At 72.1% G+C, this 24,707-nt stretch carries 25 protein-coding genes; 8 read left to right on the top strand and 17 right to left on the bottom strand.

Going from position 1 to position 24,707, the window contains the following annotated elements:
• Positions 1-50: 50 nt before the first annotated feature.
• Positions 51-1,436 (bottom strand): glucose-6-phosphate dehydrogenase, encoded by a 1,386-nt coding sequence (locus ACO03V_RS12100; RefSeq protein WP_423137758.1) that lies wholly within the window; start codon positions 1,434-1,436, stop codon positions 51-53.
• Positions 1,437-1,549: 113 nt separating this feature from the next.
• On the opposite strand from ACO03V_RS12100, the gene ACO03V_RS12105 reads away from it, so the two are divergent.
• A complete protein-coding gene (locus ACO03V_RS12105; protein WP_423137759.1) occupies positions 1,550-3,325 on the top strand; it encodes a glycoside hydrolase family 15 protein in 1,776 nt (591 codons plus the stop codon).
• Between the two features lie 105 nt (positions 3,326-3,430).
• Here the strand turns inward: ACO03V_RS12105 and ACO03V_RS12110 are convergent, their stop codons facing one another.
• Entirely contained in the window at positions 3,431-4,069 is a 639-nt protein-coding gene (locus tag ACO03V_RS12110) for a nucleoside deaminase (RefSeq protein WP_423137760.1), read from the bottom strand.
• Positions 4,070-4,223: 154 nt separating this feature from the next.
• Here ACO03V_RS12110 and ACO03V_RS12115 point away from each other — a divergent pair, with 154 nt between their 5' ends.
• Positions 4,224-4,604: a VOC family protein gene (locus tag ACO03V_RS12115; RefSeq protein ID WP_423137761.1), complete on the top strand. Its 381-nt coding sequence runs from the start codon at positions 4,224-4,226 to the stop codon at positions 4,602-4,604.
• A 72-nt stretch (positions 4,605-4,676) separates the two neighbouring features.
• Here the strand turns inward: ACO03V_RS12115 and ACO03V_RS12120 are convergent, their stop codons facing one another.
• The 4 genes from ACO03V_RS12120 to ACO03V_RS12135 form a co-directional block, all read right to left on the bottom strand.
• Positions 4,677-5,798, bottom strand: a complete 1,122-nt coding sequence (locus ACO03V_RS12120) for an ABC transporter permease (RefSeq protein ID WP_423137762.1) — start codon at positions 5,796-5,798, stop codon at positions 4,677-4,679.
• Positions 5,795-6,679 (bottom strand): ABC transporter ATP-binding protein, encoded by an 885-nt coding sequence (locus ACO03V_RS12125; protein ID WP_423137763.1) that lies wholly within the window; start codon positions 6,677-6,679, stop codon positions 5,795-5,797. Before ACO03V_RS12125 ends, ACO03V_RS12120 begins: the two co-directional genes overlap by 4 nt.
• 231 nt (positions 6,680-6,910) lie before the next feature.
• The gene (locus ACO03V_RS12130; protein ID WP_423137764.1) at positions 6,911-7,585 is read right to left on the bottom strand and encodes a response regulator; all 675 of its coding nucleotides are present in this window, start codon (positions 7,583-7,585) and stop codon (positions 6,911-6,913) included.
• Positions 7,578-8,909 carry a sensor histidine kinase gene (locus tag ACO03V_RS12135; RefSeq protein WP_423137765.1) on the bottom strand — a complete coding sequence of 444 codons (1,332 nt, stop codon included), beginning with the start codon at positions 8,907-8,909 and terminating at the stop codon, positions 7,578-7,580. Before ACO03V_RS12135 ends, ACO03V_RS12130 begins: the two co-directional genes overlap by 8 nt.
• A gap of 164 nt (positions 8,910-9,073) precedes the next feature.
• Between ACO03V_RS12135 and ACO03V_RS12140 the strand changes: the two genes are divergently transcribed.
• Complete coding sequence (locus ACO03V_RS12140) at positions 9,074-9,331, top strand: hypothetical protein (protein ID WP_423137766.1); 258 nt, start codon at positions 9,074-9,076, stop codon at positions 9,329-9,331.
• 165 nt (positions 9,332-9,496) lie between these two features.
• The gene (locus ACO03V_RS12145; RefSeq protein ID WP_423137767.1) at positions 9,497-10,069 is read left to right on the top strand and encodes an NADPH-dependent FMN reductase; all 573 of its coding nucleotides are present in this window, start codon (positions 9,497-9,499) and stop codon (positions 10,067-10,069) included.
• Between the two features lie 90 nt (positions 10,070-10,159).
• On the opposite strand, the gene ACO03V_RS12150 is transcribed toward ACO03V_RS12145, so the two are convergent.
• From ACO03V_RS12150 to ACO03V_RS12165, 4 genes are all read right to left on the bottom strand, one after another.
• Positions 10,160-11,395, bottom strand: coding sequence for an RNA polymerase sigma factor (locus ACO03V_RS12150; RefSeq protein WP_423137768.1), 1,236 nt, complete (start codon positions 11,393-11,395; stop codon positions 10,160-10,162).
• Positions 11,392-11,817, bottom strand: coding sequence for a YciI family protein (locus ACO03V_RS12155; protein ID WP_367728334.1), 426 nt, complete (start codon positions 11,815-11,817; stop codon positions 11,392-11,394). The genes ACO03V_RS12150 and ACO03V_RS12155 overlap by 4 nt, the downstream gene beginning before the upstream one ends.
• A gap of 629 nt (positions 11,818-12,446) precedes the next feature.
• Positions 12,447-13,289: an exodeoxyribonuclease III gene (locus ACO03V_RS12160; protein ID WP_423137769.1), complete on the bottom strand. Its 843-nt coding sequence runs from the start codon at positions 13,287-13,289 to the stop codon at positions 12,447-12,449.
• Positions 13,290-13,375: 86 nt separating this feature from the next.
• A complete protein-coding gene (locus ACO03V_RS12165; protein WP_423137770.1) occupies positions 13,376-14,584 on the bottom strand; it encodes a hypothetical protein in 1,209 nt (402 codons plus the stop codon).
• A gap of 109 nt (positions 14,585-14,693) precedes the next feature.
• On the opposite strand from ACO03V_RS12165, the gene pyrE reads away from it, so the two are divergent.
• Positions 14,694-15,272 (top strand): orotate phosphoribosyltransferase, encoded by a 579-nt coding sequence (gene pyrE, locus ACO03V_RS12170; protein ID WP_387055799.1) that lies wholly within the window; start codon positions 14,694-14,696, stop codon positions 15,270-15,272.
• Between the two features lie 184 nt (positions 15,273-15,456).
• On the opposite strand, the gene ACO03V_RS12175 is transcribed toward pyrE, so the two are convergent.
• The 3 genes from ACO03V_RS12175 to ACO03V_RS12185 all read right to left on the bottom strand — a co-directional run bounded on the left by ACO03V_RS12175 (position 15,457) and on the right by ACO03V_RS12185 (position 16,733).
• On the bottom strand, positions 15,457-15,606 hold the full coding sequence (locus ACO03V_RS12175; RefSeq protein ID WP_367728346.1) for a hypothetical protein: 150 nt from the start codon (positions 15,604-15,606) through the stop codon (positions 15,457-15,459).
• 13 nt (positions 15,607-15,619) lie between these two features.
• Positions 15,620-16,450 (bottom strand): HAD-IIA family hydrolase, encoded by an 831-nt coding sequence (locus ACO03V_RS12180; RefSeq protein ID WP_367728348.1) that lies wholly within the window; start codon positions 16,448-16,450, stop codon positions 15,620-15,622.
• A 112-nt stretch (positions 16,451-16,562) separates the two neighbouring features.
• Positions 16,563-16,733: a CsbD family protein gene (locus ACO03V_RS12185; protein WP_367728351.1), complete on the bottom strand. Its 171-nt coding sequence runs from the start codon at positions 16,731-16,733 to the stop codon at positions 16,563-16,565.
• A 184-nt stretch (positions 16,734-16,917) separates the two neighbouring features.
• Between ACO03V_RS12185 and ACO03V_RS12190 the strand changes: the two genes are divergently transcribed.
• Complete coding sequence (locus ACO03V_RS12190) at positions 16,918-17,859, top strand: SDR family NAD(P)-dependent oxidoreductase (RefSeq protein ID WP_367728352.1); 942 nt, start codon at positions 16,918-16,920, stop codon at positions 17,857-17,859.
• Positions 17,860-18,144: 285 nt separating this feature from the next.
• On the opposite strand, the gene ACO03V_RS12195 is transcribed toward ACO03V_RS12190, so the two are convergent.
• Together ACO03V_RS12195 and ACO03V_RS12200 are read right to left on the bottom strand one after the other, a co-directional pair.
• Positions 18,145-18,780: a metal-dependent transcriptional regulator gene (locus tag ACO03V_RS12195; protein ID WP_367728354.1), complete on the bottom strand. Its 636-nt coding sequence runs from the start codon at positions 18,778-18,780 to the stop codon at positions 18,145-18,147.
• Between the two features lie 10 nt (positions 18,781-18,790).
• Positions 18,791-20,179: an Nramp family divalent metal transporter gene (locus ACO03V_RS12200; RefSeq protein WP_423137981.1), complete on the bottom strand. Its 1,389-nt coding sequence runs from the start codon at positions 20,177-20,179 to the stop codon at positions 18,791-18,793.
• Between the two features lie 198 nt (positions 20,180-20,377).
• On the opposite strand from ACO03V_RS12200, the gene ACO03V_RS12205 reads away from it, so the two are divergent.
• Both ACO03V_RS12205 and ACO03V_RS12210 read left to right on the top strand, forming a co-directional pair.
• Positions 20,378-21,016 carry a TrmH family RNA methyltransferase gene (locus ACO03V_RS12205; RefSeq protein ID WP_367728356.1) on the top strand — a complete coding sequence of 213 codons (639 nt, stop codon included), beginning with the start codon at positions 20,378-20,380 and terminating at the stop codon, positions 21,014-21,016.
• Positions 21,017-21,352: 336 nt separating this feature from the next.
• On the top strand, positions 21,353-22,597 hold the full coding sequence (locus ACO03V_RS12210; protein ID WP_423137771.1) for an acyl-CoA dehydrogenase family protein: 1,245 nt from the start codon (positions 21,353-21,355) through the stop codon (positions 22,595-22,597).
• Positions 22,598-22,774: 177 nt separating this feature from the next.
• On the opposite strand, the gene ACO03V_RS12215 is transcribed toward ACO03V_RS12210, so the two are convergent.
• Together ACO03V_RS12215 and ACO03V_RS12220 are read right to left on the bottom strand one after the other, a co-directional pair.
• Positions 22,775-23,314: a hypothetical protein gene (locus ACO03V_RS12215; RefSeq protein WP_367728360.1), complete on the bottom strand. Its 540-nt coding sequence runs from the start codon at positions 23,312-23,314 to the stop codon at positions 22,775-22,777.
• 49 nt (positions 23,315-23,363) lie between these two features.
• Positions 23,364-24,686 carry an MATE family efflux transporter gene (locus ACO03V_RS12220; protein ID WP_423137772.1) on the bottom strand — a complete coding sequence of 441 codons (1,323 nt, stop codon included), beginning with the start codon at positions 24,684-24,686 and terminating at the stop codon, positions 23,364-23,366.
• Between the last annotated feature and the right edge of the window lie 21 nt (positions 24,687-24,707).

Below are 24,707 nucleotides of genomic sequence, written 5' to 3' on the forward strand. Positions count from 1 at the left end.
GTCGATGTCGTAGCGCGGAACGCCGCCTGTCAGCCCGCCGCAGCCGTTCGTCAGCCCGCCGACGCGGGGGCCGGCGTCGCGTGCCAGGACTCCGGTCCCGCGGAGCCCGCCGGGTACTCGTCGAGCGGCACCTTGCCCTGCCGCCACGCGTCGATCACGGGCTGCACGATGCGCCAGCACTGCTCGGCGGCGTCGCCGCGGACGGCGAGCATCGCGTCGCCGTCGAGGATGCCCGACAAGACTTCGCCGTACGCCTTCAACGCGCCCGCGCCGAGGTCGGCGGCCAGGGTCACGCGCTCGAGCTCGAGGGGGTCGTCGGCGCCGTTGACGTTGAGCTCGAGGCTCATCGTGTCGGGGCCGAGCGAGAAGACGAGCTTCGAGGGGTCGCTCTCGCCGACGAAGCCGCCGGGAAGGTGCCGCACGGGCTTGAAGGTGACGGTCACCGCGGGGTAGCCGGCATCCAGTCCCTTGCCGGATCGCAGGGTGATGGGGACGCCCTGCCATCGTGCGGTGCGCACCTCGACGGTCATCTCGGCCAGGGTCTCGGTCTCGTGCGAGGGGTCGACGCCCGGCTCGTCGACGTACGACACGAAGTGGCGGTCGCCGACGTCGCCGGCGGTGTAGCGGGCGCGGCGCGAGTTCTTCACGGGGTCGTCGTCGAGCACGTGGGTGGCGCGCAGAACCGCCGAGGTGGCGTCGCGCAGGTCCAGCTGGTCGAGGCTGGACGGCGGCTCCATCGTGATGAACGCCATCACCTGCAGCAGGTGGCTCTGGATCATGTCGACGAGCGCGCCGGCGGTGTCGTAGTACCCGGCGCGACCTTCGAGGCCCAGCTTCTCGGGGAAGTCCACGGTGATGGCGGCGATGTCGTCCGCCGACCAGACGCTCTCGATGAGGCGGTTGGCGAAGCGGACCCCGAGCAGGTTGAGTACGGTCGAGCGGCCGAGGAAGTGGTCGATGCGGAAGACCTGCTCCTCGGGCACGAGGGACGCGAGCTGCCCGTTGAGCCGGTGCGCGCTGGCCTCGTCGGTGCCGAACGGCTTCTCGAGCGCGAGGATGGTGCCGTCCGGGATGGTCACGTCGGCGAGGGCGACGCAGGCCTTCTCGGTGACGGCCGGCGGGACGGCGAAGTACAGCGCCGGGCGCCCCTCGGCCTCGTCGAGCAGGGTCTGGAGATCGGCCGCCTTCGTGATGTCGGCCTGCGAGTACGTCGTCGCGGAGACCGCGTCGAACGCGGCCTCGGCATCCATCGACTGGAAGGCCTTGTGCACGACGTCGCGCCAGTGCTCGTCGGTCCAGTCCTCCATGCCGGCGCCGTGCAGGCGCACCGAGCGCTTCGGCTCGCGCGCGAGCAGCTGGCCGAGGGCCGGCAGGAGCAGTCGCGAGGTGAGGTCGCCGGAGGCTCCGAGGATGATCAGGGTCGTGTCGGCCGTCATGGGCCTCACTGTATCCACGCCGTGTCTCGTGCCCAGAGGCTTGCGGAACCTTCGTGGAAACTCCATCGGAAAAGCCCTCCTGTGGAGGAGTCTCGGCCTGCAATGATCCGAAGGTGAGCACTCCGATCGAGGACTACGCCGTTCTGAGCAACTGCCGCTCCGCCGCGCTGGTGTCGTCCGCGGGCAGCGTCGACTGGCTATGCCTGCCGCGCTACGACAGCGGCTCGATGTTCGGAGCCCTGCTCGGCGACCGGTCCCACGGGAGTTGGTCGCTCCGTCCGGCCGATGCGGATGCCCGGTCGACGCGCCGCTACGACGGCGACACGTTCGTGCTCGTGACGAGGTGGGAGACCTCGACGGGCATCGCCGAGGTGCACGACGCGATGCCCGTCGACGACGGCGACTCCCTCGTCCGTCGTGTCGTCGGCATCTCCGGCGAGGTCGACTTCGTCAGCGAGGTGCGCCTGCGCTTCGACTACGCCCGTGCCGTGCCCTGGGTGCGCCAGGTCGGCCGCGACGGGGAGCACGCGATCCTCGCCGTCGCGGGCCCGGACGCGGTCGTCCTCCGCGGCCCCCGGCTCATCGCGGTCGACACCGCGCACCTCGCCCGCTGGACCACCGCCGCGGGCGAGAACGTGGACTCCGTGCTGTCGTGGGGCCCGTCCTGGCAGCCCGCGCCGGGACCGTTCGACGTGGATGCCGCCCTCCAGCGCACCCGTGACTGGTGGGCCGAATGGGCGGGGCGCGTGCAGTCCGCCGGCTCGCATGCCGCGCACGTCACGCGGTCTCTGCTGGTGCTCCGGGCGCTCACCCACGCCGAGACCGGCGGGATCGTGGCCGCGGCGACCACCTCGCTGCCCGAGGCCTTCGGCGGCGCGCGCAACTGGGACTACCGCTACGTGTGGCTGCGCGATGCGGCGCTCACGCTGGCCGCCTACATCGACCACGGCTACCTCGACGCCGCCCGTCGGTGGCGCGACTGGCTGCTGCGCGCGATCGCGGGCGACCCCGCGGACGTGCAGATCATGTACGGGATCGCGGGGGAGCGGGATCTCCCCGAGCGGGAGATCGACAGCCTGCCCGGCTACGAGGGCGCCGCACCGGTCCGCATCGGCAACGCCGCCGTGGGCCAGTACCAGGCGGACGTCATCGGCGAGGTCATGGTCGCGCTCGAGGCGGCCCGGCACGCGGGTGTGGAGGAGACGTCGTTCTCGTGGGCGCTGCAGCGGGCGCTTCTGGATCAGCTCACGCACTGGGTCGACCGGCCCGACAACGGCATCTGGGAGATGCGCGGCGACCCGCACTTCTTCACGCACTCCCGGGCCATGGTGTGGGCGGCCTTCGACCGTGGCATCCGGGCCGTCGAGGAGGCCGGTCAGGACGGCGACGTCGCGACTTGGCGCGCTCTCCGCGACCGGGTTCGCGATGACATCGACCGCCGCGGCGTCCACACCGGCGGCTGGTTCACCCAGCACTTCGACACGGACGAGGTCGACGCATCCCTGTTGATCCTCCCGCAGGTCGGGTTCTGCGCCCCCGACGATCCGCGGATGCTGGCCACGGTGGCCCGCATGGAGGAGACCCTGATGCCCGACGGCTGGCTGCTGCGCTACCGGACCACGGGCGTCGACGGTCTCGCCGGTGACGAGCATCCGTTCCTCGCCTGCACCTTCTGGCTGGTCGAGCAGTACGCGCGCAGCGGTCGCCGGGACGACGCGGTCGCGCTGATGCGGCGCGCCACCGCCGTCGCGAACGACCGGGGCCTGCTGTCCGAGGAGTACGACCCGGTGAGCGGCCGGCAGGTGGGCAACACCCCGCAGGCGCTCTCGCACCTCGCGCTCGTCGGTGCGGCCGACGCCCTGGATGCCACGGCCCCGCCGACCGACTGACCGGCCGTCCCGCGGGGTCGGGCCGGCACGGTGACGCGCGGAAGGCCCCACCGGCCGCCCGACCGGATGACCGCGCCGGACCGCTGGGGGACCGCCGGGCCGGGCTCAGCGCGCCGCAGTCGCCTCGCCTGCGTTCTCGCCGCTGCGGGCGTTGTAGACGAGAGCGCCGCCGGCATCGACCATCGCCCGGTAGTCCCGGAAGACGGCGAGGGCCTCGTCGCGCAGGACGTCCTGCACGACCTCGATCCCGCGCGCTTCGAACTCGGCCGCCCAGTCCGAGGTGAGGGGGCCTTCGTCGAACGTCGTGATCGCCTCGAGCTCGGGTCCCTCCCCGGCGACGACGAGCGTGCGCACGCCCGACCACATCGTGGCGCCGTAGCACTGGATGCAGGGGCGCCAGTTGACGACGAGCTCGTGGCTCGGCATCCCTTCTCCTCCGAGATCCCACGACCCCAGCGCAGTCTGCGCGAGACCGAGCGCGGTGACCTCGGCGTGCCCGCTGGAGACGTTGCTGCCCAGCACGACGTTCACCCCCACCGAGACGATGCGTCCGGTGGCGGTCTCGGCGACGAGAGCGGCGAACGGGCCGCCGTTGCCCTCGCGGAAGTTGCGGGCGGCGAGGCGGTGCACGAGACGCATGCGCTCGGTGCGGTCCGGGATGACGTCCGGCACATCGGCGAGCTCGTCCCCGATCCACGCGGGCAGGTCGACGCGGTACGAGGTCGCGAGGGTGGCGAGGTGCATGGGAGTCCTTCTCTCGTGGGGCGGGTCGGAGCGAACGGAAGCGTCGCATTCCGGTCGAACTTACGGCAGGGGCGCCGGCCTTCTCGGCAGCGCCCTCGACAGCGCGCCCGACACGGAGGACCCTGGACGCATCACTCCCGACGAGAGGACGTCCATGTTCACCATCGACCACGCGTTCAGCGGCTTCTCGGTCGACGACCTCGACGCGGCCCGGCGCTTCTACCAGGACACCCTCGGCCTCGACGTGGAGGTGCTCGAGGGTTCCGGCTTCCTGCAGCTGACGCTGGGCTCGGGCGGCCGCGTGCTCGTCTACGGCAAGCTGAATCACGAGCCGGCGTCGTTCACCGTGCTGAACTTCCCCGTCGACGACATCGACGCCGCCGTCGACGACCTCACCGCCCGCGGGGTGGACACCAAGATCTACGACGACGCCGAGTTCCCCACCGACTCCCGCGGCATCATGCGCGAGATGGGCCCGGCCATCGCGTGGTTCCGCGACCCGGCCGGCAACGTCCTCGCCGTCCTCGAGGGCTGACCTCGCGCGACGGAGGAGGGGATGGATGCCGCGAGGCGGCGGCATCCATCCCCGGACGAACCGGCGGGGGTGTCAGCCGCGCAGGGCCTCGGCCAGCTTGACGCGTGCGCCCATGCGCAGGAGCGAGTTCTGGTAGATGCGCGCGGCGACGAGGATCGCGGCGACGCACGCCGCGACGAGGATGAGCAGCGACAGCAGCGGCTCCCACCACTGCGCGTCGCCGATGTACAGGCGCAGCGGCATCCCGACCGGGGCGGAGAACGGCACGTAGGACATGATCGCCAGCACGAGCGGGTTGTCGTTGAAGAAGATCACGAGGAAGTACGGCGCGAGCACGAGCATCGTCAGCGGGGTCGTGGTGGAGCCGATGTCCTCCTGACGGGAGACCATCGCGGCCGCCGCGGCGAACAGCGACGCCAGCAGCACGAACCCGAACAGGAAGAACACCGCGAACCACGCGATCGGAGCGCCCAGGGTCGTCAGCACGCTCGCCTGTCCGGTCACGCTCAGACCGACGACCGCGATCGCGGCGAGGAGCACGATCTGCGCCATCGCCAGCACGGTGTTGCCGAGCACCTTGCCCGCCAGCAGCACGCGGACGGGGATCGCCGAGATCAGGATCTCGACCACGCGCGTCTGCTTCTCCTCGACGACGCTCTGCGCGATCGTGCCGCCGAACGTACTCGCGGCGATGAGGAACACCAGGCCGAAGCCGAAGGCGATCAGGTAGCGCAGGGCGTCGGCCGCTCCCGCCGCCGGGTCGAGCATCTGCACCGGGGGCGACTCGCTCAGCAGCTGCAGGAGCGCCGAGGGGACGCTGTCCTCCACGAGCACGGTGTAGTCGAACGACCCGCCCGACGGATTCGGGACGAGGGCGGCATCCACCGTCCCGTCCTCGACGAGCGCCTGGGCCGCGTCGTCGGAGTCGGCGACGGTCACGTCGAGACCCGCGACGCCCGTCACCGCGCTCTCGGTCTGAGAGGTCACGGCGACGGGGATGCCGGAGTCCGATCGCGCGTCGCCTGCGGCGAACCCGCCCCACAGCACACTCGCGAGGGCCGCGACGAGGAGGAAGGCGGTCGAGATGACGAACGCCTTGCTGCGCAGCTTGGAGCCGATCTCTCGTTCGGCGACGAGCCACACGCTCTGCAGCTCGCCGGGGGACCGGTGCCCGGTGGGGGTCTGCGTGCTCACTGGATGACCTCCTTGAAGATCTCGGCCAGGGTCGGGCGTTGCGGGGCGAAGCTGGCGACGTCGCCGCGGGCGACGGCCTGGCGGAGCACCCGCTGCGCGGCCTCGTCGTCGGAGGCGTCGAAGAGTGCGTAGCCGCCGTCGAAGTCGATCACGGAGACGCCGGACTCCTCCCGGAGCCAGCCCGCGTCGCCGTGCGACAGCAGCTCGTAGCGGTGCGTCGCGTGCTGTGCGCGAAGCTCCTCGCGGGTGCCGGTCGCGCGGATGGTGCCGCCGGCGATGATGACGAGGTCGTCGCACAGCCGCTCGACGACGTCGAGCTGGTGCGACGAGAACAGCACGGCCGCTCCCGTCGCGGCCTTCTCCTGAAGGACGCCGGCGACGACGTCCACGGCGAGCGGATCGAGGCCCGAGAACGGTTCGTCGAGGATCAGCACGTCGGGTTCGTGCACGAGCGCGGCGGCGATCTGCGCGCGCTGCTGGTTGCCGAGCGACAGCGTCTCGACGAGGTCGCCGAGGCGCTCGCCGAGCCCGAGTCGTTCGAGCAGCGCCGTGGCCTTCTTCGTCGCCTCGGCCTTGCCGAAGCCGTGCAGGCGGGCCAGGTAGGCGATGTGCTCGACGACCTTCATCTTCGGGTACAGCCCGCGCTCCTCGGGCATGTAGCCGAAGCGGCGGCGGTCCGCCGTCGTCACGGGCGCGCCGTTGAGCGCGACGGTCCCGCCGTCCTTGGCGAGCACCCCGAGCGCGATGCGCATCGTGGTGGTCTTGCCCGCGCCGTTGCCGCCGACGAATCCCGTGAGCCGCCCCGGGGCCACGGCGAAGCTCACGTCGTCGAGCACGCGGCGTCCGCCGTAGCTCTTGGTGATGCCGTCCAGTTCGAGCACAGTCGTCCCCTCTCCTCGTCCCCTCACGCTAGTGAGGGCCGGGCGCGGCGGCATCCGTCGGGGGAGGGGTTGCCGTCCTCCCCCGTGCGGGGGAGAGCCGTCGTGCGGGGGGGAGCCGTCGCGCGGGGGAGACCGTCGTGCGGGGGAGAGCGGTCGCGCGGGCGGAGCGCCGTCGCTCGGGGGCCTCCCGGGAGCGGTACCGGCCGAGGTATCGCGGGGAAGGCTCGGCGCTCAGGCCAGGCCGTGCCGGTGCGCGAGCACGACCGCCTGCACGCGGTCGCGGGCGCCGAGCTTCTGCAGGACGTTGGACACGTGCGTCTTGACCGTCGCCTCGCCGATGAACAGGCGTGCGGCGATCTCGGCGTTGCTCAAGGCCTCGGCGACGAGGCGCAGCACCTCGGACTCCCGATCGGTCAGCGGTTCGCCGAGCGTCAGAGGCGGAACGCGGGGAGGGAGGGATGCCGCGGCCTCCCCGCCGCGCCCGGCGAAGTGTTCGATGACCCGGCGCGTGACCTCGGGGGCGAGCAGCGCGTCGCCGGCGCCCACGACGCGCACCGCCGCGACGAGCTCCTCGGGGCCGGCGTTCTTCAGCAGGAACCCGCTGGCGCCGGCGGCCAGGGCGGCGAACACGTAGTCGTCGCTGTCGAACGTGGTGACGATGAGGACGGCGGCGTCCACATCCGGGTCGGCGAGGAGGCGTCGGGTCGCCTCGAGCCCGTCCATGTCGGGCATCTGCACGTCCATGCAGATGACGTCGGGACGCGTGCGGCGGGCGACCGCGAGCGCTTCGAGCCCCGTGGACGCCTCCCCGACGACGTCGATGTCGTCCTCGAGGGTCAGGATGGTGCGGAAACCCGCGCGCATCATGGCGTGGTCGTCGACGAGCAGCACGCGCAGCTCAGGCACGGGTCGCCTCCGGAGGGGTCGGGGCGGATGCGTCCGCCGCGAAGGTGAGCGGCAGACGGGCGCGCACGAGGTAGCCGCCGCGGGTCCGCGGGCCGATCTCGACGGTGCCGCCCGAGACCGCGGCGCGTTCGCGCATGCCCAGGTGCCCGAGGCCCGTGCGCACGGGACCGTGTCGGCCGGTGTTGGCGATCTCGAGCTCGACGGCATCCGGGTCGAAGCGCAGTCGGACGTCGGCGGTGGCGCCCGGACCCGCATGACGCCGGGCGTTGGTCAGGGCCTCCTGAGCGATCCGGTACAGGTTGACCTGCAGGAGCGGGGACGGCTCCGCGTCGATCTCCCCGATGACCGTGAACGTCGTGGCAAGACCCGCCTCGGTCGCCTCCCCCACGAGGGCCGGGATCGTCGCGAGGCCGTGCGTCGTGGGCGCCGTGTCCGGGGCGTCGCCGCCGGACGTGCGCAGGGTCTCCAGCAGTTGGCGCAGCTCCCGCAGCGACGTGCGCGCCGACTCCTCGACACCCGTGAGCAGGTCGCGGGACTTCTCCGGGTCGCGCGTGAGGACCGAGCGGGCGGCGCCGGCCTGCACGCCCATCAGCGACACGTGGTGCGCGACGACGTCGTGCAGCTCGCGGGCGATACGCACGCGGTCGAGGGCGACGGCCTGCGCGGCGGTGACCTCCCGCTCGGCCTCGAGCTCCGCCGTGCGCTGCTCCAGGGCGGCCCGCTCCTGCGCCTGCTGATGCGAGCGCTCCCCGAAGTAGTAGGCGCCGCCGAAGTAGAGGACGTTGATGAGCAGGCCCGCCAGCTGACTGGCGACGAACGCGGGCACCTGCGAGGGGCCGAGCGTCCCGGCATCGAGGCCGGAGAGGGCGGCCTGAACGATGGTGACCGTCAGCCAAGCGGCCATCGCCACCATCACCACCACCCGGATGACGAGGGCCCGTCGCCGGTCCGGGACGTGCGCGCCGACGGTGTAGAAGACGATGAACAGGCTGACGTTGCCCGCGTAGAGCTCCGGGATGCCGATGGTCACGGCCACGAAGTACGCGACGGCGACAACGATGAGCATCGTGGCGGGCCACTTCCGCCGCAGGGCCACGGCGGCACCCAGGACGAGCGCGTAGGGGACCGCGAGGCCGGCCACGTCGACGCTGCCGTAGTAGCCGGAGATCGCCGTCAGGCCCGCGCTCACGAGAGCGCCGAACAGGACGACGGCGCCGAGGACGAGGTCGACGCGGTTCGTGGAGACGGGTCGCGCGGTTCCCTCGGCGGTCGGAGTGCGGTGGCGTGCCGTGGCGGTCACGGGTCCTCGCGAGGGGGTGGACACGTCCAACAGTCTAGGTTGGGTCATCCCGCCGCCCCAGGGGCGATTCCGTCGTCCGGGGGAGGTGCATGCCGCCCGGGGCGGGCGAGGCTTGACGGACGGACGCCGCGCGTTCCGTCCGACCCGACGGATGCCGCGCGCTCCGTCCTAACGAGAGGACGTCGAACATGGCGAGACTGGACAAGCTGCTCTGGGGAGACCGTGCCGACCCCCGGGACGAGCTGCGGGAGCTGTTCCCCTCCGTCGAGCGCGGGAGCCTCGCGGCTGCCCGACAGTGGGCGAGCGAGGTCGTCGCCGCGGCGGGTGTCAGCGCCGACGACGAGCTCCGCGTCATCGCGGTCCTGCGGGAGGCGGAGCCGCGTCTGTCGCTGAAGCCGGCGCGCTTCCTTGCGACGCAGGTGGCGGGCGCACCCCGGGAGACGTGAGCGTCTCTTCCCCTGGCGGGGCGGGGGCCCTGCGGTGAGCGGAGCCCTGCACCCCCGGCATCCGTCCGTCAAGCGGGTCGGGAATACAGGGGCATCCGGGATCCTTTCCCGTGAATGTACCTGGCGGCCGCGCGCCGCCGACGACACCCACACAGGAGGATCATCGTGACGGACCACACGATCGGCTACATCGTCGGAAGCATCTCGAGCACGTCCATCAACCGCCGTCTGGCGAAGGCGCTCGAGAAGGTCGCCCCGGAGGGCGTCACGCTCAAGGAGATCCCGATCAAGGACCTCCCCTTCTACTCGCCCGACGCCGACGGGAACTTCCCCCAGGTCGCGATCGACTTCAAGAAGGCCATCGAGGATGCCGACGGCGTCTTCATCGTCACGCCCGAGTACAGCCGCTCCATCCCCGGCGTCCTCAAGAACGCCCTCGACTGGTCGGCGCGCCCCTACGGTGAGGCGTCCTTCAACGACAAGCCGACCGCCGTCATCGGCACCTCGCAGGGCGGCATCGCCACCGCTGCCGGCCAGCAGCACCTTCGCTCGGTCCTCCTGCACTACAACGCCCTCGTCCTCGGCCAGCCGGAGGGCTACATCCAGTCCACGCCCGGCCTCTTCGAGGAGGACGGCACCGTCACCGACGAGTCGACCGCCGCGTTCCTCCGCTCGATCATCGAGGCGCTCGTCACGCTCATCGAGCGCGTGAAGCCGGCCGAGGTCCCCGCGGCCTGACGCACGGTCTCGGCGGGGTCGGGGTTCGCTCCGGCCCCGCCGTCGTTCGCCGCAGCGGTATTCGTCTTCCGCACTCTCGTCGGGCGGCGGCTAATCGGACAGCGCGTCGGCCTTCCGTCGCAGCAGCGCCGCCTCGCGCTCGTTCCGGGTCGACTCCGCGGCCGAGCGCAGCTCCTCACGCGCCTCGCGCGTCCGGCCCAGCCGCGACAGCAGCTCCCCGCGCACCGAGGGGAGGAGGTGCGATCCCTTCAGCGCCCCGGTGCCGGCGAGCCCGTCGACGATCGCGAGGGCGTCGAGGGGACCGGATGCCATCGACACCGCCACCGCACGGTTCAACTCCACGACGGGGCTCGGCGCGATCCGACCGAGCATCTCGTACAGCAGCACGATGCGGTCCCAGTCGGTGTGCTCGACGCTCCGCGCCTCCGCGTGGCAGAGGGCGATCGCGGCCTGCAGCGCGTACGGGCCGCGCCCCCGGTCCAGGGCGTCTGCCCGCTGAAGGAGATCCCGCCCGCGTGCGATCGCCGACCGGTCCCAGCGGCGACGGTCCTGGTCGGCGAGGAGGACGGCATCCCCGTGCACATCGACGCGGGCCGCGAAGCGCGAGGCCTGCAGCTCCATGAGCGCGGACAACCCGAGCACCTCGGGCTCGCGCGGGAGCAGGGCGCCGAGCACGCGACCCAGTCGGATGGCCTCGTGCGCCAGCTCGGTGCGCAGCACCGCGTCGCCGGAGCTCGCGCCGTAGCCCTCGGTGAAGACCAGGTAGATCACCGTGAGCACCGCCGCCCGCCGCGCCGGCCACTCCGACGGCTCCGGCACCGCGAACGGCACCCGTGCCGCGCTCAGCGCCTTCTTCGCGCGGACGATCCGCTGCTGCATCGTCGGCACCGGGACGAGGAACAACCGCGCGATCGCCTCGGTGTCGAGGCCGCCGACCACCTTGAGCGTCAGCGCCACCTGCGCTTCCCGCGACAGCACCGGATGGCACGCAGCGAACACCAGTCGCAGCACGTCGTCGGGGATGGGTTGCCAGACGGCATCCGGGACGTCTTCGAGGTCCGCGCCCAGCAGCCGGTACCGCTCCTCCAGTCTCTGCTGTCGACGCCAGCCGTCGATCGCGCGGCGCTTGGCGACGGTCGTCAGCCACGCGCCGGGATTGTTCGGGATGCCGTCGCGCGGCCACTGTACGAGGGCTTCCGCGACGGCATCCTGTGCGAGGTCCTCGGCCGTGCCGAGGTCGCCGACCACGCGCGCGAGCGTCGCGACGACCCGGGCGCCTTCGATGCGCCAGATCGCCGCGACGCGTCGCGCGACGTCGGTGGTCACCGCGAGGCCTGCTCCTCGCGCCAGCCCTCCTCCTTCTGGATGTACTCGTTGTCGGCGAAGGCCGCGAAGTCGGTCTCGTCGGTCACCCGGCGCACCTCGAGCTTGTTCCCGGCGATCAGCGGCGCGCGCCGCGCCCATTCGATCGCCTCCTCGCGGGTGGACACCTCGATGATCCAGAACCCGTTGAACAGCTCGTGCGTCTCGCCGTAGGGGCCATCGGTGACGACCGGCTCCTCCCCGCCGAACTCCACGACGAAATTCTTGCTCATGTCCTCGGCGAGGCCGTCGCCGGCCACAAGGACGCCCGCGGTCATCATGGACTCGTTGTACGCGCCCATGTCGTTGATGATCTGCTCGAAGGGGATCTGCTTGTACGCGGCGTACGCCTCGTCGGTGCCGCGCATGATCAGCATGAACTTCATCGTGAACTCTTCTCGTCGGTGCTCTCTGGAGCGATCTGAGGGGAGCGAATGCCTCCCCTTACTATCGCGTCGAACGGCGACCAGCGGAATCGACAGCGCGCGGGAAAAGTTTGCGGGGGCCGGGGGCCGGGGGCCGGTGACCGGGGGCCGGGGCGGGGTCGCGCGGAGGTGCGGAGCTCGCGCGGGCGTCGCGGAATCGGATGGATGCCTCGGATTCGGACCTTTCCGCTCGATCGCTCCGATTTCGGTGCTCCGGTCCGATTCCGCGCCGCCGCGATCCGCGCTCCGCGCAGAATCGCGGCTCTCTCGCAGTTCCGGTCGCGCATCTGCGAGAAGCGTGCCGGACTGCGAGGATCGCGCGGCGTGGCGGTCAGCAGATTCGGATGGATGCCTCGGATTCGGACCTTTCCGCCCAGTCGCTCCGATTCCGGCGCTCTGATCCGATTCCGCGCCGCAGGATCGAGCGACGTGGCGGTCAGCAGATTCGGATGGATGCCTCGGATTCGGACCGGTCCGCCCAGTCGCTCCGATTCCGGCGCTCTGATCCGATTCCGCGCCGCCGCGTTCCGCGCCGACGAGCCCGCCGCGCGGGCGGAACAGTACCCGGATGCCGCCGAAGCGGCGCCGCGTCAGCCGAAGATCATCGGCAGGTCGTCGTCGTCCTCGCCGGTGAGGTCGAGGTCGGCGACGACCGGGACGTGGTCGCTCGGGACCTCGCCCTTACGCTCGTTGCGGTGGATCTCGGCGCCCTGCACGGCGTCGGCGAACGCCGGGGACCCGAGGATGAAGTCGATGCGCAGCCCCTCGTTGCGGGGGAAGCGCAGCTGCTTGTAGTCCCAGTAGGTGTACCCGGTGGGGATGAGCGGGCGGACGACGTCCGTCAGCCCTGCCGCCTCGAACGCGGCGAATGCGGCGCGCTCCGGCGGGGAGACGTGGGTGGTGGCGCCCTCCACGACGGTCGGGTCGCCGTTGTCGTCGTCGGTCGGGGCGATGTTGAAGTCGCCCGTCAGCGCGAGCGCGAGGCCCGGGTCGGCCGCGAGCTGGTCCGCGGTGTACTGCCGCAGCGCCTCCAGCCAGTCGAGCTTGTAGACGTAGTGCGGGTCGTCGAGCGAGCGACCGTTCGGCACGTACAGGCTCCACACGCGAACGCCGCCGACAGTGGCGCCGAGCGCGCGGGCCTCCTTCGGCAGGTCTGGGCCCTCCTTGCCCTTCTCGAAGCCCGGCATGCCGGGGAAGCCGATCTCCACGTCCTCGAGCGGCTCGCGGCTGGCGATCGCCACACCGTTCCACTGGTTCAGTCCGTGCGCGGCCACGTGGTAGCCGGCCTCCTCGAAGGCGGCGTACGGGAACTGCTCCGTCTTGCACTTGATCTCCTGCATCGCCAGCACGTCGATGTGCTCGCGGACGCAGAACTCGACCGTGCGGTCGATGCGAGCACGGATGGAGTTGACGTTCCAGGTGGCCAAGCGCATGGCATCCAGCCTACTTTCGGCCGCCGACACCCGACGCCCGCGGGGGCGTCGTCTGAATCGCCACTCGGATCGAGGAACGGCGACGGTCAGACGAACGCGAAGACGACGGCCGCGCCCGTCGCGATGGCGCTGACGATGGCGGTCGACATCAGGCCGGTGGCGGGTCGGCGGGGGTGCTGCACCGCGGCGATAGCGAAGAGCACGGTCCACATGCCGGCGGTGAAGGCCAGGCTCAGCGACGCGATCACGCGGGGCGCAGCGTCGCTCCACACGATGACGCCCGCCCCGACGGGGATGCTGAGGAGGGCGAGGAGCAGAAACCGCATTCGCGGCCCGCCGTCGGGCGGGGGGAGGTCGACAGGGGGCCGGGGCGGGCGTACTCCGAGCAGCGCCCGCACCGCGTCGACGTCGCCCGCGCTGGGGTCGTCATACGGCACGCGGGAGGCGTCGAGCAGGCGATCGTCGGCGTACGCCGGGCGCTCTCCGCTGAGCAGCACGTCGGCGTAGGCCGAACGCTCCTCCGCCGTCGTCAGTCCCGCGATGGTGCATCCCCACCGTGCCGCCTCAGCCGGACGCCCACGACGGCGCGCGTCGTCGACGAGAGCATGTCGCGCCGTGTCCGTATCGTCGACGGCGACGAGCGCGCGCAGCATCGCCCGTCCCTCGCGCGGTCGGGTGGTCATGAGTTCCGCGGCGCGCATCTGCAAGAACGTCGGATCGAGGCCGAGCCGCGGTCGGACGGTCCTGATGAGGCCGAACACCAGCGCGAGCCCGAGGAGGACGGCCGCCGTCACCACCAGGACGGGCCCGTCCGCCGACCTCACCCCGGCGAGGCCGTCCACGATGACCTTCCCGATACCGACCACCGGCACCAGGGCGACCGCCGCCAGCAGGGCCGTCGCCACGCAGCCGCTGACCTCGGCGACGGTCTCTCGTCGCGCGCCCGGGCGTCGTTCCCGCAGGGCAGGGTCCGAGAGATCGGCGACGGCGTGAGGGAGGGGCGTGGATGCCGCGAGCGACAGGCTTCGACGGACGTAGTCGCCGCGGTCGGCGGTGCCGGCGAGCCAGAGCCGCAGCTGCGCGACCTCGTGGGGTCTCGCCCATCCCGGGAAGACGATGCCCCAGCGCCCGGCCTGCGCCGGCTGGCGGATCCGGCGGTAGTGCTCGGCGAGCGCGCGCCGGACGGCGTCGTCGGTGCCCGCGCGCAGCTTCGCCTCCTCGCGGGCGTCGGGATCGACGTCGCGCCCGCTTGCCTCGAGGGCTGCGATCAGCTGAGCGGAGCCCTTCTTCTGCACGGCTCGAGTATGCCCGGCTCCGGTGCCCGACACGGACCCCGACTCCGCAGGGCGGCGAGGGGGATGGATGCCACGGGCCCTGGCATCCATTCGCAATAGACTCGACGGCGTGACCGCCGCCTCCACGCCCGAGCTCGAAGCAGACCGTCAGGCGCTCATCCGCCTCATCTCGGACGAGGCGGTGTTCCACGGCGACTTCACCCTCTCGAGCGGCAAGAAGGCGACGTACTACGTCGACATGCGCAAGCTGACCCTCGACCACCGGGCCGCACCGGCCATCGGCCGCCTGGTGCTGGACCTCGTCAAGGACATCGACGGGGTCGTCGCCGTCGGCGGCCTCACGCTCGGCGCCGACCCGATCGCCAACGCGGTCATGCACGAGTCCGTGCGCGCGGGCCGTCCGCTCGACGCGTTCGTCGTGCGCAAGGAGCCCAAGGACCACGGCCGCGGCCGTCAGGTCGAGGGCGCCGACGTCGCCGGCAAGCGCGTGGTCGTCGTCGAGGACACCTCGACCACCGGTCAGTCCGCGCTGAAGGCCGTCGAGGTCCTGCGCCGCGAGGGCGCCGAGGTGGTCGCCGTGGCCGTCGTCGTCGACCGCAAGACCGGCGCCCAGGCCGCCGTCGAGGCCGAGGGGCTGCAGTGGCTCGGCTCGATCGACCTCGACGATCTGGGCCTGCAGCCGCAGTAACCCGCCTCACCGGCGACAGGCGCCACGGCGAGGACATGCCGTTTCGCCGCGGATCCGCCTGTCCCCGTGCCGCTGCCTGTCCCGGCGCCGCTGCCTGTTCCCGTGCCGCGTCCCGGCGCCGCGGCCTGTTCCCGTGCCGCTGCCTGTCCCGGCGCCGCTGCCTGTCCCGGAACGGCGGCCGGCGTCAGCGCGGGGTGTCGTCGTCCGGGCCGGGGCCGTCGAACGGATCGTGCCCGCCGCCGCGCCGTCCGCGCACCCACTGCACGATGAACGCCACGAGCGTGCCGGCGGTGATGAAGAAGGCGACGATCAGCCAGAGTGTGCGGTCATCCATGCGCTCGATCCCCTCAGATCCCCGCGGACAGTCCGTCCTCGCCGTCGGCGAGGTCCGTCTCGACCGGCTCGTCGCGCACGAGCTCGGCGACGGAGCCGAGGATCTCGTCCGGACGGAACGGGTACTTCTCGATCTCGTGCTGATCGCTGATCCCCGTCATCACGAGCACCGTGTGCAGCCCGGCCTCGATGCCGGCGACGATGTCGGTGTCCATGCGGTCGCCGATCATGCCGGTGTTCTCGCTGTGCGCCCCGATGCGGTTCAGCGCCGACCGGAACATCATCGGGTTCGGCTTGCCCACGATGTAGGGCTCCTTGCCGGTGGCCTTCGTGATGAGCGCCGCGATCGCGCCCGTCGCGGGGAGGACGCCTTCGGTGGAGGGGCCGGTGGCATCCGGATTCGTCGCGATGAACCGCGCGCCCGCGCGGATGAAGCGGATCGCCTTCGTGATCGCCTCGAAGGAGTAGTTTCGCGTCTCGCCGACGACGACGTAGTCGGGAACGGTCTCGGTCATGATGAACCCGGCCTCGTGGAGGGCCGTGGTGAGTCCGGCCTCGCCGATGACGAAGGCGGACCCGCCGGGCATCTGCGCCTTGAGGAAGTCCGCGGTCGCGAGTGCGGAGGTCCAGATGGATGCCTCGGGCACGACCAGTCCGGACGCGCGCAGGCGCGCGCTCAGGTCGCGCGGGGTGAAGATCGAGTTGTTCGTGAGCACCAGGAAGGGCGTCCCCTCGGCGCGCCACTGCGCCAGGAGCTCGGACGCTCCGGGGATCGGGGTGTTCTCGTGGACGAGCACGCCGTCCATGTCGGTCAGCCAGCACTCGATGTCCTGCCGGGTTCGCATGCGCTCAGCCTAGACCCGGCACTTCCGCGGGCACCGCGTACCCCTCGGGGCCGGCGGGAAGACGCAACGGGGGCGGAGCCTCGCGGCCCCGCCCCCGTTCCGTCGCGCCTGCTTACTTGAAGGCGTCCTTGACGTTCTCGCCGGCCTTCTTCGCGTCGGCCTTGGCCTGGTCGGCCTTGCCCTCGGCGGCGAGCTTGTCGTTGTCGGTGGCGTTGCCGATGGTCTCCTTGGCCTTGCCCACGATGTCCTGAGCGGCGTTCTTGATCTTGTCGTCCAGACCCATGATCTGTCCCTTTCTCGTATCGACGTCGCAAGCGGCGGGTTCGCCGTGCGGAGCGTTGTTCACCATGGAGACGTGTCGAGCGGCGGATTCGTCACGCGCCGCGGGAAAAAACTTCCGAGCGGGCCGCATTCCCCTTCCGGAATGCACCCGTGACGGCGGGGAGTGTTCTCGTTAGTGTCGAGGGGTGACGCGCGACGACTGGGACCCCGAGAGCCTTCGCGACCTCTCGGGGCGCACGTACCTCGTCACCGGCGCCACCCGCGGTCTCGGCTTCTTCGCGTGCGAGCAGCTCGCCGGCGCCGGCGCGCACGTCATCCTCACCGGACGCCATCCGAACAAGCTCGTCACGGCGAAGGCGGCCGTGCTGCGCAGCACTCCGGATGCCGACATCGAGACGCTCCTGCTCGACACGAGCAACCTCGGGTCGGTGCGTGCCGCCGCGGCGACGGTCCGCGCGCGGGGCCGCCTCGACGGGCTCCTGCTCAACGCGGGGGTCGTGCATCCGCCGAAGGAGCGGCAGCTGGCCGGCGGGCACGAGCTCGTCTTCGCGACGAACGTCCTGGGGCACTTCGCGCTCGGCGGGGAGCTCCTCAAGCCGCTCGCCGCCGCGCGCGGGCGCATGGTGTGGGTGGGCAGCATGTCCACGTCGCTCTGGAACCACGTGCCCACGGACCCCGAGCTGACCGAGGGCTACACGCCCTGGCGCGCGTACGTCCAGTCCAAGGCCGCGACGACCGCGCTCGCGCTCGAGGCCGATCGTCGGCTGCGCGCCCACGACGTCCCGGTCGAAAGTCTCGTCGCGCACCCCGGCTACTCCACGAGCGGCCGGACGCGCGGCATCCGCGGGGTCAACGAGCCGTCGCGCCTGTCGCGGTTCCTCGACAACCTTCAGGCGCCCGTCACGCAGTCCAAGGAGGAGGGGGCGTGGTCCCTCGTCCGCGCGCTCGTCGACCCGCTCGCCGAGGGCGGGCAGATGTACGGCCCCGCGCTCGTCGCGCGCGGTCGGCCGCGCCGGGCGACGCCGGCCCGGCGGACCCGCGGCGACGCGCTGGGTGCCGGCCTCTGGGAGGCGTGCGAGAAGGCCACGCACGTGCGCTGGCCGTTCGCGAAGGTCCGCCGCGCCTGACGCCGCTCTCCTGTGCGGTGAGTTGCCCCATATGTACGCCGGAGGCGCTCCCTGGCGTGCATATGCGCCAAGTCAGCGCTTCAGGGACGCCGCTCCGACGACGGTGACTTGCCCCATATGTACGCCCAAGTCTTTCCCTGGCGTGCATATGCGCCAAGTCAGCGCTTCAGGGACCTCGCACCCACGGCGGTGAGTTGCCGCATATGGACGCCAGAGGCGCTCCCTGGCGTGCATATGCGACAAGTCAGCGCGGGGGTCGGCGCGAGCGCGGCCGAGACCCGGGGGTCAGCGCGTGAGCCAGACCGACGTCGGCGCCCCCGCCGGCAGCGTCACCGCGACGCCGTCGGCGCGCACGACGCCGTCCCCGACGACCTCCAGCTCGTGGCCCACGTCGATCCCCCGCTCCACCATGGCCTGCAGCAGCTCCGGGTCCCGGTCGCTCACGCGCAGCACGCGGCCGGAATGACCCGACGCGGCTTCGGCGAGCAGGACGAAGGGCTCGCGGTGCACGGCGCCGGTGGCATCCGGGATCGCATCCCCGTGCGGGTCGAACCGGGGGTGACCGAGGCGGTCGTCGATGCCGTCGAGCAGACGCTCGCTGAGCGCATGCTCCAGGACCTCGGCCTCGTCGTGCACCTCGTGCCAGGCGTAGCCGAACTCGCGGACCAGCCAGGTCTCGACGAGACGGTGCCGACGGATGACCCCGGCCGCCCGCTTCCGCCCCGCGGGGGTGAGCGAGACCGGGCCGTACGGTCGATGCGTCACGAGCCCCTGCGCCGCGAGCTTCTTGACCATCTCCGTCACGCTCGAGGGGGCGAGTCCCAGGACCGTCGCGAGCTGCGACGGCGTGATCGGGTCGTCCTGCCACTCGGTGTGGTGGTAGATGGCCTTGAGGTAGTCGTCGGCCACGGGCGATTCCACGGGCGTCAGTCTATGCGCCGGTGAAGACCAGCCAGAGGAGCACCCCGTTGAGCGTGATCAGGAAGAGGGATGCCAGGACTCCCGCGACCGTGGTCAGCATGCGGTTGCGGTAGGCGCCGAGCAGGTCCCGCCGTGCGGTCAGGGCGACCAGCGGCACGAGGGCGAACGGGATGCCGAACGACAGCACGACCTGACTCAGCACGAGCGCGAGCGTGGGGTCGACGCCGAGGGCCAGGATGCCGAGCGCCGGGAGGAGGGTGACGAGCCGCCGGGCGAGGAGCGGGACGCGGACGCGCAGGAGGCCGTGCATGATCTCCGCGCCGGCGTAGGCGCCCACCGAGGTCGAGGCCAGGCCACTGGCGAGCAGGCCCACGGCGAACATCGTCGCGACGAGCGGCCCGAGCCCGTCGCGGAGGGCCGTGTAGGCGCCCTCGAGGCTGTCCGTGCCGTCGACGCCGGCGAGGTTCGCGGCGGCGAGCAGCAGGATCGCCAGGTTGACGGTGCCGGCGACGGCGAGGGCGATCGTGACGTCCCAGCGGGTGGCACGCAGCAGGCGCGGGGTGGCGATGCCGCGGGCCCGCTCCAGGTCGGCGCCGGAGGCGGCGACGGGGGCGCGGGCGGGGGGAGTGGCCTCGGCCGGGGTGGCGGCGGTCGGGAAGGCATCGGTCGTCGGGCCGGCCGTGGCGCCGGTCGCCGGGGTGGTCGCCGGCGCCGCGGGGGCGAAGCGGTCGCGGGTGAGCGCCGAGTGGGCGTAGATCGCGTGGGGCATGATCGTGGCGCCGAGGATGGATGCCGCCAGCAGCACCGAGCTCGTCCCTTCGAACCGCGGGACCAGACCCTCGACCACGCTGCCCGCGTCCGGCGGCGCGAGGAAGAGACCGAAGGTGAAGCCCGCGGCGATGATGACCAGCAGCCCGATGAGCACGGTCTCGAAGGCGCGCGCGCCGCGGCGGGACTGCACGACGAGCAGCAGCATCGACACGACCCCCGTGATCGCCCCGCCCCACACGAGCGGGACGCCGAAGAGGAGGTTGAGCGCGACGGCGCCGCCGATGACCTCGGCGACGTCGGTGGCCATCGCGACGAGCTCGGCCTGCAGCCAGTACGCGCGCCGAGCCCACGGACGGCGGATGCGGCGGCCCAGCACCTGCGGGAGGCTCTCGCCCGTCACGATGCCGAGCTTGGCCGAGAGGTACTGGATGAGCCAGGCCATCACGTTGCCGAGCACGACCACCCAGACCAGCAGGTAGCCGAAGACCGCCCCGGCCGTCATGTTGCTGGCGACGTTCCCTGGGTCCAGGTACGCGACGCCGGCGACGAGCGCCGGGCCGAGGAGCCAGGCGGCCCGCCCCGGCCGGTGGCGCCTGTCCGGGGCGGCCGTCGTGAGGGCGGCATCCATCGTATTTTTCGGCATACCGAAACCCTAGCGAGATTTCGGGATGCCGAAAAGTCTGCGCGAGTCCGCCGTGCGGCGCGAGTGACCCCGGGGCCACCCTCCGCGCCCCGGGGCCACTTGCGAGCTGCCGGGCTCGCACGGCAACGCGAGCCCCGACCGTCGCCGCCGGGCACGACGCGGGGGCGCCGGTAGCCTGGGCCGGTGACGACGGACGCCGACGACAGCACCTCTCCGGCTCCGACGCACGGGGTCGGGCCCTGGCCGGGCGGCCCGGACGCGTGGCCCGACGACCCGCGCTACGACCCCGACCTGCTCGCCGACGGCGACACCCGCAACGTCGTCGACGCCTACCGGTACTGGACGATGGAGGCCATCGTCGCGGACCTGGATGCCAAGAGGCACCCCTTCCACGTCGCGATCGAGAACTGGCAGCACGACCTGAACATCGGGTCGATCGTCCGCAGTGCGAACGCGTTCCTCGCAGCCGAGGTCCACATCATCGGCAAACGCCGCTGGAACCGCCGCGGCGCGATGGTCACCGACCGGTACCAGCACGTGCGGCACCACGAGGACGTGGCGGCGTTCGCCGCGTGGGCGGCGGCGGCATCCCTCCCCGTCGTCGCGGTGGACAACGTCGACGGGTCCGTCCCGGTCGACCGGGCCGAGCTGCCCGAGGCGTGCGTGCTGCTGTTCGGACAGGAGGGGCCGGGGCTGTCGCCCGAGGCGCTCGCCGCCGCCACCGGTGTCGTCGAGATCACCCAGTACGGCTCGACGCGATCGATCAACGCCGCCTCCGCGGCCGCGGTCGTGATGTACGAGTGGTGCCGTCGCTGGGCCTGACGCCCCCCCGCCGTCCGGCGCAACGCCCCCCGCCGGTGGGCGTGACGCCCCCCGCCAACCGTCCTGCGAAACGCCCCGCCAACCGTCCGGCGCAGCGCCACGCCAACCGTCCGGCGCGACACCCAGCCCGCCGTCCGGCGAGTGTGACGACGCACAGGGTCTTCGTCGGTAACAAACCTCGGCCGCGGGCGCGGACGGTTGTTGACTGTGGCCACGAAGCCGCGATACGGGCGATGAGGACGGATGCGTCCCGCCGCTCGCCGAGCGGACCTGCCCATCGCCGGTGGCAGCCGGGGAGGGCACGACACCGAATCGCACACCCTGGAAGGAATGACCATGACGATCACGGATTCAGTGACCACGGGCCTGGCCGACCGTTGGCGGGACGCAGCCGCTCCTCACACTAGCGCCGGCTGGATCGACCGCGCCCGGGAGGTCGGCGACATCCTCGCCGCCGACGCGGTCGAGCGCGACCGTGCCAACCTCGCGCCGTTCACCGAGGTCGAGCTGCTCAAGCGTTCCGGACTGGTGACCCTGCTCGGTCCGCGCGAGCACGGCGGCGCGGGCGAGACGTGGGACACCGCCTACCGCGTGATCCGGGCGGTGGCCCGCGGCGACGGGTCGATCGGGCAGCTTCTCGGCTACCACTACCTGTGGGCGTGGGCGGCCCGTCTGGTCGCGACCGACGAGCAGATCTCCGCGGTCGAGGAGCTCTACACGCGCAACACATTCCTGTTCGGCGGAGCGGTGAACCCCCGCGACTCCGACCTCGTCATCCGCGAGGAGGGCGACGAGCTGGTGTTCTCGGGGCGGAAATCGTTCTCGACCGGCGGACGCGTGTCCGACCTCACCGTGCTCGAAGGGGTGCTCGTGGGCACCGACACGCATGTCTTCGCCATCGTCCCGACCGCGCAGGAGGGCATCGTCTTCGCCGGCGACTGGGACAACCTCGGCCAGCGCCTCACCGAGTCGGGGTCGGTGGAGATCCGCGACGTCCGGGTGAACTGGGCGGATGCCGCCGGCTTCGTCGACAAGCAGTTCCAGCCCCTCGTGTACAACACGTTGAACGTCCCGGCGATCCAGCTCGTCTTCGCGAACTTCTATCTGGGCATCGCGCAGGGGGCGCTGGAGACCGCGTCGGCGTACACGCGCGAGCGCACCCGCCCGTGGCCATACGGCGGTGACGACAAGGCCCGCGCCGCGGACGAGTGGTACCTCCTCGAGGGATACGGCGAGCTGCAGTCCCGGCTGTGGGCGGACGAAGCCCTCCTGGATGCCGCCGGGGCCGAGATCAGCGCCGTGCTGCACGCGCCGCGCGAAGAGCTCACCGAGCGTCGGCGCGGTGAGATCGCCGTGCGCATCGCCGCGGGCAAGCTCCGCATCGTCGACGACGGCCTCGAGGTCGCGTCGACGGTGTTCGAGCTGACCGGGGCACGGGCCACGTCGAACGCCGTCGGGCTCGACATCTTCTGGCGCAACCTCCGGACGCACAGCCTGCACGACCCGATCGCGTACAAGAAGCGCGAGGTCGGCGAGTACGTGCTGCTGAACCAAGTGCCGACGCCCACCTGGTACACCTGACGTCTTCCCGCGCTGACTTGTCGTAGATGTACGCGTGGCGGCGTCTTTCGCGTGCATTTGCGGCAAGTCAGCGCTGGGGGTTTGCCCTGTGGCCGTGACGAGGGCGCGGATGTACGCACGACGGGGGGCTCGGCGTGCATCTGCGGCACGTCAGAGCACAGGGGCTCTGCTGACCTCTCAGGTGCCGGAGCGGGGGTGGACCTCGTAGACGAACACCGCGTCGGCCGTGGCGTCGACCAGCACCGCGCCCGCCTGCACGGGAAGGCGCGTGGGCGCCGGCTGATCGCCGCCCGGCGCGGAGCAGGGGACTTCGAACAGCTCGCCCGGCGAGCCGAACCGCACTCCGAGCGCGGACCCGTCGAGGCTCTGGCACGCGAGGACCACCTCGAACGCTCCCGCGTCCTCGGGGAGCGTCACGCTGGCGCCCGTCTCACCGACCTGGCCGGTGCCGCGGGCGATGGCGGTGCTGCCGCCCAGCGCGTTCTCGGGCAGAGCGAGAGCCGCCCACGCCTGCAGCGACGCCGCGTCCCGGGGGAGTGCGTCCGGCGCTGTCGGCGGCGACACGGTCACGGTCGGGGTGGCGGTGGCCCGCGCGGTGGGGCTCGCATCCGGAGCGGACGAGGACGGCGCGGACTCGTCGGCCGCGCCGGTGCAGCCGGCCAGCAGAACGGCGGACAGGGACAGGACGGCGACGACGGCCGAGCGGGACGACCTCATGCCCCGCACCGTACGCCCCGCGGCTGGGAACGACCAGGGGAGGGATGCCTCACGCTCCCGCCGTCATCCAGGCCCGGCCCCGCACGCGCAGGCCCAACGTCACGGCGCGGGCGAGCAGGTACACGCCGAAGAAGGCGGCGGCCAGCCAGGCCAATCCTCCGGCGCCGCCGCCGGCGAGGGCGGCGACGAGGAGGAGGGCGGGGATGTAGGGCACGAGGTTGAGTACGCCCGCGAGCGCGAGGTACCGGGCATCGCCCGCGCCGATGAGCACGCCGTCGAGGACGAAGACGAAGGCCGCGAGCGGCTGGGCCACCGCGAGCACGAGCAACGCCGGCTGGATGAGGGCCGCCACCGCGGCATCCCCCGTGAAGACGATCCCGATGACGCCGGACGCTGCCGCGATGAGGCCACCGACGATCACGCCGAACCAGACGCCCCACGCGACGGTGCGACCGAGCACGCGCGTGACGCTGTCGTGGTCGCCGGCGCCGAGCGCCTTGCCGACGAGCGCCTGCGCGGCGATCGCGAGGGCGTCGAGGGCGAAGGCGGCCGTGGAGAAGATGGTGAACGCGATCTGCCATCCGGCGAGCTCGGCCGAGCCGAGGCCGGTGGCGACGGCGACCGTCGCGAGGAAGGCCGCGCGCAGGCTCAGCGTCCGAAGGAACAGCCAGCCGCCGGACTGCGCGGTCCCGCTGAGTCCGGCCCGCTCGGGGCGGAGGGATGCCTCGTGCCGACGGGCCAGTCGACCGACGACGACCACGTAGGCGCCGACCATCCCCCATTGGGCGACGACCGTCCCCGCCGCGGAACCCGCGACGCCCCAGCCGAAGCCGTAGATGAAGAGGGCGTTCAGCAGCGCGTTCGCGCCGAAGCCGAGCCCGGCGATCCACAGGGGGGTGACGGTGTCCTGCATGCCGCGCAGGAGGCCCGTCGCGGCGAAGACGATGAGCATCGCCGGCAGGCCCCACATCGAGATCGACAGGTAGATGCGCGCCTGCTCGGCGACGTCGGGCGCGGCGCCGAACACGTCGACGATGGCCGGGGTCGTCAGCACACCGGCCAGGGCGAGGACCGCGCCCAGCGTGAGCGCGAGCCACATGCCGTCGATCCCGACCGACACCGCGCGGCCGAACTCGCCCGCGCCGAAGCGGCGGGCGACGGCGGGGGTCGTCGAGTACGCGAGGAACACCATGAGGCCGACGATCGTGTGCAGGACCGCACCGGCGATGCCGAGACCCGCCAGCGGGGCGACGCCGAGGTGGCCGACCATGGCGGAGTCGACGATGAGGAACAGCGGCTCCGCGATCAGCGCACCGAGCGCGGGCAGGGCCAGGCGCAGGATCTCGCGGTTCAGGGTCGGCCTGCTCGTCACCCTCCGAGCCTAGGGCGGGCG

This window comes from Microbacterium sp. HMH0099, from assembly GCF_049384025.1.
Lineage (GTDB): Bacteria > Actinomycetota > Actinomycetes > Actinomycetales > Microbacteriaceae > Microbacterium.